This window comes from Raoultibacter timonensis (assembly GCF_900240215.1).
Classification (GTDB): Bacteria; Actinomycetota; Coriobacteriia; order Coriobacteriales; family Eggerthellaceae; genus Raoultibacter; species Raoultibacter timonensis.
Genome location: NZ_LT964681.1, coordinates 320,101 through 334,549 on the forward strand (window position 1 = coordinate 320,101; position 14,449 = coordinate 334,549).

Annotated in this window: 10 protein-coding genes and 1 tRNA gene; 1 reads left to right on the forward strand and 10 read right to left on the reverse strand. The window is 59.9% G+C overall.

Features of this window, described 5'->3' with window-relative positions:
- Positions 1-72: 72 nt before the first annotated feature.
- From C1722_RS13550 to C1722_RS13560, 3 genes are all read right to left on the reverse strand, one after another.
- Positions 73-4,467, reverse strand: coding sequence for an SdrD B-like domain-containing protein (locus C1722_RS13550; RefSeq protein WP_102379906.1), 4,395 nt, complete (start codon positions 4,465-4,467; stop codon positions 73-75).
- Between the two features lie 280 nt (positions 4,468-4,747).
- Entirely contained in the window at positions 4,748-5,392 is a 645-nt protein-coding gene (locus tag C1722_RS13555) for a 4Fe-4S dicluster domain-containing protein (protein WP_102379907.1), read from the reverse strand.
- Positions 5,393-5,419: 27 nt separating this feature from the next.
- Positions 5,420-7,699 carry a molybdopterin-containing oxidoreductase family protein gene (locus C1722_RS13560; protein WP_102379908.1) on the reverse strand — a complete coding sequence of 760 codons (2,280 nt, stop codon included), beginning with the start codon at positions 7,697-7,699 and terminating at the stop codon, positions 5,420-5,422.
- Between the two features lie 155 nt (positions 7,700-7,854).
- On the opposite strand from C1722_RS13560, the gene C1722_RS13565 reads away from it, so the two are divergent.
- Positions 7,855-9,435: a helix-turn-helix transcriptional regulator gene (locus C1722_RS13565; protein ID WP_180995260.1), complete on the forward strand. Its 1,581-nt coding sequence runs from the start codon at positions 7,855-7,857 to the stop codon at positions 9,433-9,435.
- 241 nt (positions 9,436-9,676) lie between these two features.
- On the opposite strand, the gene C1722_RS13570 is transcribed toward C1722_RS13565, so the two are convergent.
- From C1722_RS13570 to C1722_RS13600, 7 genes are all read right to left on the reverse strand, one after another.
- A complete protein-coding gene (locus C1722_RS13570) occupies positions 9,677-9,859 on the reverse strand; it encodes an SH3 domain-containing protein (protein ID WP_180995261.1) in 183 nt (60 codons plus the stop codon).
- Positions 9,843-10,499 carry an SH3 domain-containing protein gene (locus C1722_RS13575; protein WP_102379911.1) on the reverse strand — a complete coding sequence of 219 codons (657 nt, stop codon included), beginning with the start codon at positions 10,497-10,499 and terminating at the stop codon, positions 9,843-9,845. The genes C1722_RS13570 and C1722_RS13575 overlap by 17 nt, the downstream gene beginning before the upstream one ends.
- Positions 10,500-11,054: 555 nt before the next feature.
- Positions 11,055-11,130: transfer RNA gene (locus C1722_RS13580), tRNA-Ala, on the reverse strand.
- 155 nt (positions 11,131-11,285) lie between these two features.
- On the reverse strand, positions 11,286-11,633 hold the full coding sequence (locus C1722_RS13585; protein WP_102379912.1) for a Veg family protein: 348 nt from the start codon (positions 11,631-11,633) through the stop codon (positions 11,286-11,288).
- Between the two features lie 210 nt (positions 11,634-11,843).
- Positions 11,844-12,827, reverse strand: a complete 984-nt coding sequence (gene rsmA / locus C1722_RS13590) for a 16S rRNA (adenine(1518)-N(6)/adenine(1519)-N(6))-dimethyltransferase RsmA (protein WP_102379913.1) — start codon at positions 12,825-12,827, stop codon at positions 11,844-11,846.
- Between the two features lie 4 nt (positions 12,828-12,831).
- The gene (locus C1722_RS13595; RefSeq protein ID WP_180995262.1) at positions 12,832-13,371 is read right to left on the reverse strand and encodes a flavodoxin family protein; all 540 of its coding nucleotides are present in this window, start codon (positions 13,369-13,371) and stop codon (positions 12,832-12,834) included.
- Entirely contained in the window at positions 13,368-14,441 is a 1,074-nt protein-coding gene (locus C1722_RS13600) for a TatD family hydrolase (protein WP_102379915.1), read from the reverse strand. The genes C1722_RS13595 and C1722_RS13600 overlap by 4 nt, the downstream gene beginning before the upstream one ends.
- Between the last annotated feature and the right edge of the window lie 8 nt (positions 14,442-14,449).

The following is a 14,449-nucleotide window of genomic DNA, read 5'->3' on the forward strand; positions in this document are numbered from 1 at the left end:
TCCTCGCACGCAGAAGGATGGGCGGCCGAAACCGCCCATCCTTCTTTATTCCCTCGGATGTGCTTGCATCCGCTACCGACGAGAAGCCCTGCGCTTCACCGCTACAACCGCTAAGGCGCAGAGGACAAGCACCATGGCGGCCCCGATCGCAACGAAGACGGGCATGGCTGCATCGCCCGTAGCCGCCACGGCACCGCCTTTGGCGCTCGGTGCCTTCCCCGGTATAGGATTTGCAGGATCGTCGGGGTCGGCGGGATCGGCAGGATCGGCAGGATCGGTCGGATCAGGCGGCGTCGGATCGGCGATCTTCTGGTTCACCACTTCGCCGATGCTGAACGAAAGCGTCGTACGGTCGAGCGTCACCCGGTACACCGCATCGCTCATCGTGTACCCCTCGGGAGCGGTTATCTCCTTGACGAGGTAGGACCCTTGATCCATGTCCGCAAACACGACCGAGCCGTCCGACCCGCTTTCGGCGGTTTCGAGCGGATCGTCCGATTCGGGATCAGCCGAAGCGGGCCAGATGCCGAACACGGCTCCGGCGAGCGGGGACGTTCCGTCGGTTTTCACGAGCGCGACCGACCCGAGGCTGAGCGTGTTGGCAACTTCCCCGAGATCGACGGAAAGCTGGGAGTTGCTCACGATCTTCGCCGAGTACACCGTATCCACCGCATCGTAGCCGTACGGTGCGGCCACCTCTTTGACCTGGTAATCTCCGCTCGGCATATCGGCGAAGGCCACCACGCCGTCTGAGCCGCTCTCGACCGTCTTGAGCGGCGCGTCGCTATCCGGATCGGCAGAAGCGTGCCAGATGCCGAACTCGGCCCCGGCAAGCGGAGCTCCGCTTTCGTCGACCTTGGCAAGCGTGACGGTTCCGTCGAGCGCGTTCGCCAAACCCGCATCGACATCGGTACGCGCTTGCCCGCTCGCAAGGGCGAGCTCCTCGGTATCCCACGAATCTTTGAGCTTCGAGTCGTTCTCGGCTCCTGCGCCGCCGGCCGCATGGCTCGTCGGAATGTACCCGTCGAGCGCGTCGACCCCGATCTTGTAGGTGCCCGGCTTGAGGCCCGTGAACGAGTAGCGCCCGCTTTCGCTCGCTGTCGCCGTGCCGGCAACCGAAGGCGCGCCATCGGTCATGCGGTACAGCGTGACGTTCGCGTTCGGAATCCCCGTCTCATGGGAATCCTGCAAGCCGTTGCCGTTGGAGTCCTCCCACACGTAGTCGCCGAGGCTCGCCTTCTTGTAAAAGCCCCCGTCGATGGCAAGCGGATGGGTTTCGGTAGCGAGGTTGACCGTCGCGCCGACGAGGTAGGTGCCGGTGCGCACGAAATCGCTGTCGACGGATTTGTCGGATCCCACCCGATAGCCCGTTACCTCGAAGTTCGACGGCATGTCGACCTCGACGCGGTACCGCTCGGGCAGAAGCCCATCGAATTCGTAGCGCCCATCGTCGTCGGTTTCGGTCTGCGCGACCAGGCTGTCGTCCCAGTCGTAGAGGCGCACGGTCTTCTTCGCAAAGACGGGTTCGCCCTCATCACGCACGTCGTTTCCGTTGTCGTCTTCCCAGAGGATGCCCGCGAGCATCTCGGTAGCAGCGTTTTCGCTGATGTAGAAGCCCGATTTGTGCGGCTCGCCCGGAACGATGTAGCCGCCTGCATGCTTGCCGCCCGCCGAGATCGCGTTCCATCCGACAAGCGTCGAACCCGAATCGTTTTTCGGAATGGTCACCTGCAAGCGGACGCCGAACGATTCGGTGGCGTTAAGGCCGTCGGTCTTCACGAGCTTGACCGCCTTAGCACTCGCGGGAAGCGTCGAAGCACCGTCCCACGGAATCCATGTCGCACCCGACGGAACCGTGAAATCGGTGAGTTCGACGAGGTTGGTGGCCGGGGTGGCGTCTTCCGAATAGTACAGCTCGCACGATGAGGGGAGCGCGCTGCCGTCGGCGAGTGTCATGCCGTCGACCTGCAGCTGCACGGTGCTCTTCTTCGCATTGGAGGTGAGCGTCATCTGGTCGCCCACCAGGGAAAGCATGTCGATGATACGCACTTCTTCGAGATTGGTCGATTCGGGATTAGTCACATCGAGCGAGTAATAGCCGGTTGTCGCACCCGACGAGGTGTCGACGGTCTGGGTCAGGGCGTAGTCGGCTCCATCGAGCGAAGCGAGCTTCTGCGGATTCATGCCGAGGCCGTTGTCCACGGGGTAATAGTTGCGGTACGTTGCCCCGAATCCGTCACCCGATGCCGCATCGATGATGGCCCAGTCGGCCCCTTGGTTAAGCCACCAGTTATCGATGACGCCGCCGCCTGAGTACAGCTGGGTCGGATCGTCGCTCGCCACGAGGTAGCGGAAGTATGCGCTCGACCCGATACCCGGCTTCGCAATGCCCTTGAGACCGATGCCGTACTGGGTCCATGCGCTTGTGATATCGCCGTTCCATTCGACCTTGACGAGCTGGTAGCCGTTGTTCGCCGTGGTGACCGACCATGTGGCATCGGGGAAGCGACTATCGAGCTCCACATCGAGAATCTCGATGTTCGGATCGACGATCAGATACGATACGGCATCGCGCAGCACCGAGTTCTGGATGTAGTGGCGGATGTTGTACGTCAGTTCTTCACCGGGAACGATGGGGTTGGGCGACAAGGGGTTCTCATGTCCGGCTATGCCCACCTGGGGGTTGTTCGCCACGACGTTGGTGGTTGTGGTGCGCGCGTTCTTCACGCCCTCGTCTTCGATGGGCGCATACGACGGGCTGCCGGGAAAGCGGATCTCGCCCGTCAGGTACGCGCCGTTGGTGAGCTTGTTGTCGTCGAAGGAGGTGCCCGTACTCGTGATCGAATCGGTCGACGTGCCGAGGATCCTGATTTTCACCGGGCTCGATCCGGCGGTTACCTCGTCGCCCGTCGCGCCGAAGAACTTGAACTGCACCTGCGTGACGAAATCGCCTGCCGCCAGGCCGAGGTCGTCGATGTTGACCCTGCCGTTGGCGCTCGGGGAGCCCGCGCTCTTCCAGGTGCCGGGATCGGAGTTCGTCTGGTAGAGCATCTGGGTGCGCACCGTTTGCCCGTTGACGGGATCGAGAACAGCGTAGGGAGTCCACGTTACCGTCCGATACTCGACGGCGTCGAAGAAGTCGGTCTCCCCCGCGCGAATCGGATCGTCGGTGAGCGTCGCGCCCCTCATGTCTGCATTAGGGGTGTAATCGAGCTCGAACGTGACCGCCTGCCCGCCTGTGCGGTATACCTGGTAGGTGGCGTGCTTCATGAAGAAGGCATTCGCATCGGCGCCGCCGTTTTCGTGGGAGACGGTTTCGTTGATGAAGCCCGTCTCCTCGATGGGAGCGCCATCGAAGCGCGTGGCCGTGTAGGTTGCTTTGATCTCGTAGTCGGTCGTGCCGGGTGTCGTCATCGGCGGATAGCTGTATAGGACGGTTATCTTCTCCTTCGTGCCCTGGTTACCGACTTCAAGCGTGCCGATGGGGATCGTAGCGACCTTGCCGCCCAGCCCGTCGTCGACGACGGGATAATCGACCCCGCCGTACGTGACCGAGAGCACCTCGGCATCGCCGGGGAATTCGATCTTCACCGACGCGTCGTTTTGGTTGAGTCCGCCCAGATACGCCTCGCGCGTAAGGTCGATCTCGGCCGTATGGAGAAAGATCGGGTTGATGAGCTGCGGCGTTACCTTCATCACGTCTTCAAGCGGCAGGTTTTGGGGATTTACCTCGTCGGACACCATGCTGTGGGAAAACGCATTCGACGCGGTGAACTCGATCGCGGGCTTGAACGATTCGCTCTCGAGGCTCACGCCCGCGGGAAAGCGGAACCAGCATTCGAGTTTGTGGAGCGATCCCACCGAAAGCTCGCCGCTGTACGCAATGGTTACCGTATCGCCCGGCTGCGGGTTAGCAGGCGATACCGTGTACTGCCCGTTCGACGTCGGGAGCGACTGGATCTCCACGTTGCTCGGAATGGTGAACGACACCTTCGCGTCTTTGAGTCCCTCGGTCGTCGAAGCGCCGGTGCTGTTGCTGTTCAGCTCGATGGTCATCTTGAAGGCGGCACCCGAAAGCGGATCGACGGGCGTCGTGGTTACCGACCCGGTAAGGTAGGCTATCTCGCCCGCCAAGGGTACGATGGCGCCCGAGCCCGACGGGGTCGGATCGGACGGCGATGTGCTGCCGACCGCATCGCCCGATGCAACCGATCCTGCGTCGGAGGCGATTTCGCCAGCCGCGGAAGGCTCATCGTTCGAAATCGCCTGATTCTCTTCCCCGGAAGCGGCTTCACGATCATCCGATCCTTCCGCAAGCGCCGCCTCGGAACCGGATGCAGGGCCCGCATCCATGTCCTCCGCAAAACCGAAACCCGATACCGGCACGAGGGACAAGAGCAAGCACAGCGTCACGAGCAGCGCAAGCAGCTTTCCCGTCCCGCGCGAGGACTGAGCGTTCCCGATCATAATCTCTCCTTGTTCATCCGAACCATTTATATAAGAGGTTCTATATTTATGGAAGAGATTATATACATACTTGATGATTTGTCATCGATTTGGTGACAAAAATCATAAGTAGTTACTGATTACCACGAACGAGACGGGGTCGAACGCCACGCAGCCGAGCGAAATCGCGTGCGCCCCGGACCGGCTCACAGACCCGAAAAGGACTGGAAACGTTTGTTTCCAGTCCAACTATCAGGATTCGGTTTGCTCGCCGGACCCGCCGTCTACGACGGATTGGCACCTACTCCCCCGAAGTCATGAGGGCGTCGATATCAATGTCCTTCTCGTACGTGTAGTACACGGAAAGCGCCATGTTGTTGCTTTCGAATACAGTGTGCGCGTTGCCCTCGGCAACGATCTTCGCAACGTCCGATCCCGGATCGTCAAGATCGCCGAACCGACGTGCGTGCGCAGGGCACGTCGCCACGCATACGGGCTGCTCTCCCAGCGCAACGCGGTCGTAGCAGAACGTGCATTTCTCCACTGTGTTCGCTTTATGATACGGAAACACCGCTTCCTCGTACGCGGTCTCGCCTTCCTCATGGTTCGGCTCGAGCTCGGAAACCAGCGTTCTGGCTCCGTACGGGCAGGCGGTCACGCAGCTTTGGCATCCGATGCAGGTTTCGGGATCGACCAGGACAACGCCCTCGTCGGTCTGATACGTTGCCCCCGTCGGACAGGCCGCCATGCAGAGCGCATCGACGCACTGCATGCAAGCATGCGGCAGATAATCGACTTTCACATCGGGAAACGCACCTGATTCCTGCTCGTTTACGAAGCTGTACCTCACGTTTTTAGAAAGTCCGTTATGCATCGTGCATCCGACGGAGCACGCCCTGCACCCAACGCAGCGATCGAGGTCTATCGTCATTCCATAATGGGTCATTGTTGATTCCTTTCCTCCCGCGCTTCCTTATGCCTTGCTGGCTTCCACCAAGAACGAATGCAACGACGGCGATTGAGAAACGGGGTCGAGGTCCGTACCGTCGACGAGCACGTTCAAGTTGCTGTCCTCGTAATCCCAAGGGTCGCCCCAGCCGCCATCGACCCAAAGCACACCGGCCGTCACGCGCTCGGAAACCTGAAGGAGGAACTTCGCCTCGCCGAACGGCGACGTGAGCTTGATCCAGCTCCCATCGGCAAGCGAACGGGCTTCGGCATCGGCAGGGTTCATGAGCACAACGGGGTCGGGCCTCACCTCGCGCAAGTAGGGGTTGTTGCGGTACTTGAAGTGCGCGTAGTACACGACGCGCCTGTTGATGCCCACGAGCGGGTACTGCTCCGCCACATCGGGATGCGCCGATTTCGAGGCCGCTGGGGGCACGTAGGCGGGCAGCGGATCGTAGCCGTTCTTCTTGAAGGCAAGGTTGACGAGATCGACTTTGCCGTCGGGCGTGTTGAAACCCGGTTCGCCATCCGGTCGCAATCCGCCGGTTTCGTACTTTCGGTACTCATGGGTTCCGACGATTTGCGTCGGATTGGCCTTGAGATCCTCGAAAGTGAGCCCGCAGGGAGTGAACGCGTAGGTGATGAATTCCTCCTGGTTCGTCCACGGGTAGCCCTCAGCCAATCCCATACGCTCGGCCAGCGCATACTCGAAGTCGTAGGTATTCATAATGCCGTCGCGCGGCTCGATAGCTTGCTGGCGAAGCGTTACCACCGTACCCTGCGCAGACGGATAGGTGCGATAGTCGTAGCGCTCGAGGAACGTGCAGTCGGGAATGAACACGTCTGCAAGCTGCAGCGCCGTCTCGGTGATGAACAGGTCGTTGACCACGATGAAATCGAGTTTGCGCAAAAGCTCTATCGTCCGTTGCGGCTGCGCTTGCGTGATCGCTCCGTTGGTGTGGTACATCATCATGGCCTTCGGCACATAGGACTCGCCGGTTTCGATGGCCTTGAGCGTTGCAGGCATGCCGGAAGCGAGCATCGGGTAGTATTTGCTCGCCAGGGGCGGCGTATCGACGGTAACCGTCGTCTTGATGCCGGCAGAATTGCCCATCTCAACGGCCTTCGGATTTCCGATGACATCGGGGAAGCAGCAGTTGCCGCCCTCGACGTCCAGATGCCCGGTGATCGCCTCCAAGATGGCGATAGCCCTCGTGGCCTGCACGCAGTTCGTCTGAAGCGCAAAGTTGTTGCCGTCGTGAATGGTTGCGCGCGGAGTCGTGGCATAGCTTCGCGCAAGGTCGGCAATCGTCTGCGCCGCAACGTCGGTTTCCGCTTCGGCCCATTCGGGCGTGTGCTGCTCGATGAATGCCGACAGCTCGTCGAACCCCTGACACCATTGCTCTACGAAATCGTGGTCGTAGAGATCCTCTTTGATCACGGTGTAGATCATGGCGAGCGCCATGGCCCCGTCGGTTCCCGGACGGATGGGAATCCACGTCGTAGCCTTGTTCGCTGTTTCCGAGCATATCGGATCGATCACCACCACATCGACACCGCGATCCATCGCATCGATCAGCGAGGATAGGCAACCCTTGCGCTCGTAGCACATAAACGAGCTCGGGCGCATGGATGCGAACGGGTTGGAGCCCCACAGGATGATGAAATCGGCATTGTTGTAGTCGTCTTCGTTTCGGAATCCGTAGGTGGTGTTGAGCGCCACCAGGCGCGGAACGAAGCACAAGTTGGGAACGGCTGCCTGGTTCGGCGTACCGAAGCGAGCGTAGAACTCCCAGAAGGCGTTGCGGACGATGTTCTGCACGGGAGCGCCGTTGCTGTAGCATAGGTATTCGGGACCGTAGTTTTCCTTGATGTCGGTAAGCCTCTCGGCAATATAGTCGAGCGCTTCGTCCCATTCCATCTCTTCCCATTTGCCCTCGCCGCGCTCGCCTGCGCGCTTAAGCGGCTTCGTCACACGATCGGGCGCGTACACGACATCGAGAAACGCCTGCCCCTTAGGGCAAAGCGACCCTTTCCCGTGAGGATGCTCGGGGTCGCCTTCGAGTGAAACGATCACCCCGTCTTTCACGTTGGCTATCATGCCGCAGTTGTTATGGCAGTTTCCGCATGCCGTACGAACCTTGGTGATGTTTCCCTCGCTTACAGGCGTTCTGTACTCAGCGTGCTCGTCGGACGATTCCGAATCCGCATCGCCTTTGCTCGGGCTGCAGCCAGCCATACCGAGCGCAGCAGCGCCCGCCGCCGATGATGCAAGTGCGGCAAATTGTCGTCTTGTCAGATCCATATCTCTCCCTTTCCCTGCCGTTTGATTGACCGGAACACGAAGGTAAGAAGATGCTGCAACCACCGCATCACACCAGCGGTGTGAGACGCTCTTTCCACACCCCTGGTGCACCACACCGGACCCGCGTGCCGTATACTGAACACGGAGGTGCGGGGATGAACACACAACGTAATGCAAGCCTGCTCGACAGGCTTTTCAACGATTGGCCGATTTGGCTCGGATACGGCCTTTTCTGGAATTGGCTCTGGCTTCTTTTCGTCAAACCACTCGGCACCGCGATAGGTGTGTCGAGCTCCACAATCCTTCTCGACGATCGCTGCATCATGGTTGCCGCAGCACTCGCCGCCTTTCTCCTCGTTTGTCCCCTGCGTGAACGCATCAACACGATCGTGCCCCTGACGGCTGCCGCGTTCGCCATCGCAACGATCGCATCGTTTATACCGAGCGTCTCCCCCGCGCTGGTGCAGCCTGTAGAAAGCGTTTGTTCGGGCGCTTTCGCCGCCCTGCTCTTCGTCTCGTGGAACATGCTCATCGCGCAGTACGATTCGGGGCGCGTTATCAGGATCGCCTCCCTCGCGCTTGCCGCAGCATCGCTCTGCGCGATCGTCATCTTCCTGCTCGATGCGAGCAAACAGGACATGCTGCTTTCCCTCGTCCCCCTCTGCAGCGTCATTCTCCTGGTGCCGCAGCTGCGCAAAGGCACCGACGGCAGCTCCCCCGCAAGTAAAGCGGCGCGCAAAAGCAACGCAAGCGAACCGATCGAGCGCTTTGAAGAGCGGGCCAAGGGAAGCGCTTTGCTGAAAAACATGCCCTGGCGCCTTATGTGTACCGTGTTTTTGCAGGGTGCCGCCATCGGATTGTGGCACTTCATATTCCAATCGGTCACCATCGTCAAATGCTCTGCGGAGTTCTGCATATGGCGCGAGATGTCGAGCGTCTTCGGCACGTTGGGGTTTCTCGATTTCGTCGGATTCACCAGCATTCTCGGCTTCTTGCTGGCGTTCGCGCTTCTGCTGCTTACGGCCTACGTGCTTCATCTGAACTTCCGACGTCTCATCTATCAGATAGGCATCCCGTTCATGGCGCTGGCGTTCATCGTCATCTCCTTCAACGGAGGCATCGTCATCAACAACGACACGCAGATGACCGGCGATCTTTTCGTAATCGGGGAAATCTTGTACACAGCAGGGTATTTCTACGTTTTCGCCATCATACAGACGCTTTGCTCGCACCTGATCGCAGGAAAAAAACCGCAGGAGGCCGTGTTTTTCTCCGCTGTGGGTTTTCTGCTTTTAGCCGGACAGGCGGTGGGTTACCTCGCGGGCTCAGGGGGAAGCGCGCTTCAAGTCAGCGGAACGGACCTGTGCATGCTCGCGGTGTTCGCCCTTCTGCTGGGAAGCTTGATCTTGATCAAAGGAAATCCGATTTGGGAAGATCTCGGCGATGCGAAACCCGCCGAAGCGACCCTGCCCCGAAAGGGCGCCTTCAGGATCGCCTGCGACGAAGTGGCCGCCGAGGCGCAGCTCACGCCTCGCGAAACCGAAGTGTTCATGCTGCTTGCGCACGGCAGAAATCTCGGGATCGTCCAAGATCAACTGGTGATCTCGAGGGATACGGCCAAATCGCACCTACGCAACATCTACCGCAAGCTCGACGTGCACTCGCAGCAAGAGCTCATGAACATCGTAGACGCGCGGGCCGACAAGCTGCGCAAAGCACAGCGAACAGAACCATGAGCGGAGCGAAAGCGCGCTCGATGCCGAAGCGCGTGCCGCGTTGCCTGCTGAGACAATAGCGCCTCGGCTTGCTTTCGGCCGTCNGCCCGCCCAGCCCGACGGGCGTGCCCGTGTGCCTGCAAGGAAAAAGGCCCCCCGGGTTTCTTTGCGCCCGCCCGGGGCCGAAAACCAGCGGCGGGCCCCGCCGATCGGCGGGCCCTGCCGTTCACGCATCAACCGACAAAGCGATTTTCAGCGGCGTTTAAACCACTGCCATGTACTCGGAATACACGTAGCCTTCCCGGCCGTCAGAAAGCGTGAATTTCAACCAGTCGTTCTCGTCGGCGGTCACTTCGACTTTCGCCCCCTTGCGCAACGTACCGATAACCTCCGTATCCGTGCCCGCGCCGACGCGGATGTTCAACGCATCAACGGTGCAGGTCAAGGTTTGGGGAAGCTCTGGTTTGGGGAAGCTCTGGTTTGAGGTAGTTATCGGAAAGGTACACCTTCTGCCCATCCACATCGCACTCGTACCATTCGGCGTTCGCAACCTTTCCGGTCACATGCACTTCAGTACCCTCGGAAAGAGACTTCAGCACTTGGGCATCCAGGGAAGGCGCGCTGCGTACGTTAAGAACTACGGCATCGACGGTCATCTTCATGTCGAGCGGACGCACGTTATAGCCGGAGTCGGTGTTGCTGTTCGTCCCCGCGTTGTAGTCGGCCTGGGGAACCAGATAGTCGGCATACACGTATCCGCTCACCTCCCCCGAAACCTTGTACCACATGCAATCGGGGCACTCCCCCACAACGTAGTACGTCTGTCCTGGAACGGTACCTCCGATGATCTCTCCGAAAGGTGCCGTGCGGATGTTCGCATAGGCAGTCACTGCGTAGTCGGCGCCGATGGCCAGAAGATCCGAGTCTTCGTAAGTTGCCGTACCGTTTTGGTACTGCGTAGAATCATAGTCCCCCGCGTTGACCGCTTCCTCGATGTCGCCCGGCATGGCAAACGCCGTGCCAGCGCCTATGACCAGCATACCGACGGCAAGAACCGCCCCGATCGTCAGTTTCGCTTTCCTCATGCAATGCTCCTCGTCTCTAGATTGTCCTGCGCGTTGCTACGCGAATGGCCGTTTAAGACTTCTCGGCGTTCGCATCCGCAATCATCAGTGTTCTTGGAGTAACGAGCGAAATGCGCATCGACAGCACTTTGGCAAGTAGAGCATTCGATGCTTTACGCGATTACAGCTCGCAGCTTCCTTGGCCAAAGCGATGGACTGCGCCTCCGAACCTAGCAATTCTACTCTCGCCACCCATCGTTTCGGATAAAACACGCTTCCCTAAACGAACAGTTGCGAGAAACAGAGGGACGCGCGCAAAGAGCGAGCGCATTTGAGCGCGAAGATCCGACGGCTTCTGCCGCCGAGCCCATTGGTAGGGTTTCGTTTCGGGTGAGCGATGCCTTTGACAAGTCCAAAAGTGCCTCGGACAACATGAGATAGAGGAAAGCGCACGAAACCCGATACGGTGCACTACCGAATAGCAGGCTCGCATCGCAGCGTGCCCGCCCGCGCCAAGGGGGAAAGCCTAAAACGCAAATCGGGCCGGAAGCAACTTCCGGCCCGATCAAGTTTCCGTGGTGGAGATGATGGGATTCGAACCCACGACCCCCACGTTGCGAACGTGATGCTCTCCCAGCTGAGCTACATCCCCACGAAGGTGCGCATTGCGCGAGAAAGTATTTTCCCCGCAACGCGCCTGTTTGTCAAATGAAATCACGCTTTCTGCTCAAAAGCAGCCCAACATAGCCCAAAACACAGGGCGCCCGTTTCCGGACGCCCTGCTTGCATGCGTTGCAAAGCACGGTTCTACGAGAGAACCGTCTCCTTTTCCTCGGCGTCTTCTTCGATAACCATCGGCGCCTCGTCGATGGGGGTTTCCTCGATGAAGGGTTCGAACAACGGCTCGCCGTCCTGCGAAAGCTCGACCATGCCGGTCAGAACGTCAACGTACTGGTACGACTGGCGCGCAGTGCGGCCGCGCTTGCGATCCACTTCCAGGATGAACAGCTGGGGGTGCACTTGCGTAAGAACGCCCTCGCTCTCGACGATTTTGGAGCGGCCCATATTTGCGCGTACCTTCAGTCGCTGGCCGACGAAATCATGCAACGTATCGTGGATTCCATCCACGATTTTCGCCTGCTTAGCTAGATCCATGCTCACTCATTCCTCACATGTGTCTCAAATTACAGAAATAACAGCATGGGATTATATCACGGGAGTCAATCCTTAACAGAATCTGCACGTTTCCATCACGTATCGAAGGGCGCGAACTGGGATGATATGCAACTCAAACAAAGAATATCGGCCAGCGGACAGCTATCGAAGTCCAAAAGCACCTCTTCATAGATTCATCGTTTTACCTAATCAGCTCGTTGCATCAAGAAGGCCTTCGCCGAGCCTGATGAACTCTTCACGCGTCAACGTTTCGCCACGGCGACGGGAATCGATCCCCGCCCGTTCAAACAGACTATCGAGCGCCTTCGCCACCGCAGTGCCCTGCTCGCCTTTTCCCGCAAAGTACATCTTGCACGAATTCGCAAGCGTTTTACGACGATTGAAAAACGCCGCATCGGCCATGATGCACGTCGCTCGTACGGCCTCCCGGATCAGCTGATTGCCGTCGCCGTCGACCGGCGTGCAACGCTTAAGCCTGAGCACCGAGCTATCCACGCGCGGCGGCGGGAAAAAGTTGCCGGGACTTACTGAGAACCGCCCGGCGGGCTCGGCGAACAGCGACAGCTTGACGGTGTAGGCTCCGTAGTTTTTCGTGCCCGCCTTTGCAGCCATGCGATCGGCAACTTCGGCCTGCACCATCACCGTCGCGCTCTCGATGCTCTCGAACCGCTCGAAGTAATCGAGCACGAGCGTAGCGGCCACCGCGTAAGGCAGATTGGCTACGAACTTGTTCGGCAGCGGATGAGCGCTCCGAGAAGCGGGGGCGATCGCCTGATCGCCGAACGCTCCCGCTGCATCCGATTCGGCCTCCAGCCGTTCGGCCGCATTGGCCAAATCCGCCTTCGTCAAATCGAGCGCGTCTTTGCCGATAAGCGCAAACCGATCGGCCCACGGCTCGAGCGTTTCGGCAAGCACCGCAGGCAAATCCTTATCGCGCTCCACCGACACCACGAAACCCGCATGCTTCAAGAGCGCAATCGTCAGCGTTCCGATGCCGGGCCCCACCTCGAGCACGAAATCATCCCCGTTTACTTGGGAAAGCGCGATTATCTTCTCAAGGATCGCATCGTTGATGAGGAAGTTCTGCCCGAGCGCCTTTTTGGTGGCAAGCCCGTGCGCTTCGAGCACCGCACGGGTGGCGGAAGGCGATGCAAGCGGTGACAGCTTCGTCATCAAACTACCTCCCACCCAGCTTCGGCTCCCAGGAAGCCGCAAGAACTTGGAGCTGCTCGGGCGAGCGGTCGACGCAGTCGTGCACCGCTTCCACGTGAAAGCCCGCAACGGCCAGCGACGAGCGAATGATGCACACAAGCGGTTCGAAACCATGGGGATCTCCCCCGTCCCCGATCGCGAACAGCTCGGCAGGACGCTTGGGCCGCGTACGTAAATCGGTCCAAAAGTAGCGCTGCAGACGGTCGAGCACTGCTTTGAACTGGGCTGGGGGTCCGGCAAAATAGATCGGCGAAACGATGGCGAGGCTGTCCGCCTCGTCGAGCATGCCGTAGAGATCCTGCATCGGATCCTCGATGATGCAACCTTCGCCGAGCTTGCAGTAGTCGCACGCGATGCACGGATCCACGTCGATATCGTCGGCAAGGCTGAACAGCTGCAATTCGTCGTCGGGATACAGCTCATGCAGGCGTTCGACCAACGCACTCGCCAGAAACGCGCTCTTGCCCTCGGGGCGGATCGATCCGCATACCACCAAGCGGTTCACGATCGGCCTTCTTCCCGGCTCGCCTGCCACGGCGTCGGCGCGCGGTCGAGCAGCGAAAGGGCGCTTTCGTACACGGCCTCGAGCAGTTCGCGCCGCTCTTCCCCCGGCGCAGAGCCGAGCACCTCGGCTAGACGCGCCGCAGTAAACACCGTATGCTCGGGACCGCACTCCATGCCGCGCATGGGTTCGGGCGTCATGTAGGGCGAATCGGTCTCGGTGAGAATGCGGCCCCTCGCCATATGCCGCGCCGCTTCGCGCACCTCGTCGCTCTTCTTGAACGTAAGCGGGCCTCCGAATGCGGCGTAGCAGCCCTTTTCAGCCCACGGCTCAAGCACAGCCCAGTCGAGGTTGAAGCAGTGCAGCAGCACGCCGGCCTCGGGAAACCCCTCTTCTTCCATGATGCGGTACGCCTCTTCGTGCGCCTCGCGCAGATGGAGGATGATCGGCAGCCCCGTCTTATGCGCAAGGCGGATCTGGCGGCGGAACGCCTCACGTTGTGCCGTGCGCGGCGAGAAATCGTAATGGTAATCGAGCCCCACTTCGCCGATCGCACAAGTGCGCGAGTCGCCCAAACGGGCGATCAGCCGCTCTTCGAGCGCATCGTCGTAGTGCTTGGCATAGTGGGGATGGCACCCGATCGCGATACGCACATGCGGAACCTCCAAGGGGCAAACGGATGCCCGAACCGCGTCTTCGGCAGCTTTTGGGTTGCTCGACGATTCTTCCAAAGCGCGCTGCGAAGCCTCGAGAACCTCGGGCAGCCTCGCTTCGGCGTCGCTTCGCCACGCATCGAGTTTGTCGTAATCGACCGCCTCGTTCTCAAACACATCGGCCATCGCACATACGAACCGCACGCCATGGATGGCGCAGCGCGCCAAGGCGAGCGAAGGATCGCGCACTAGGTCGAGGTGCGCATGTGTATCGGCTACCGGCGCCTCGAGCGGAGGCGTCGGCGCTTCAACGATGCGGAACCTGCCCTTTTTCTTCTTGTTGCGAAACAGCGCATCGGGAAACAAGGGGTCTGTTTGACCTACCGATTCGGCATCGGGTTCGGGGCTCGACTCGCTCATGACGGTTC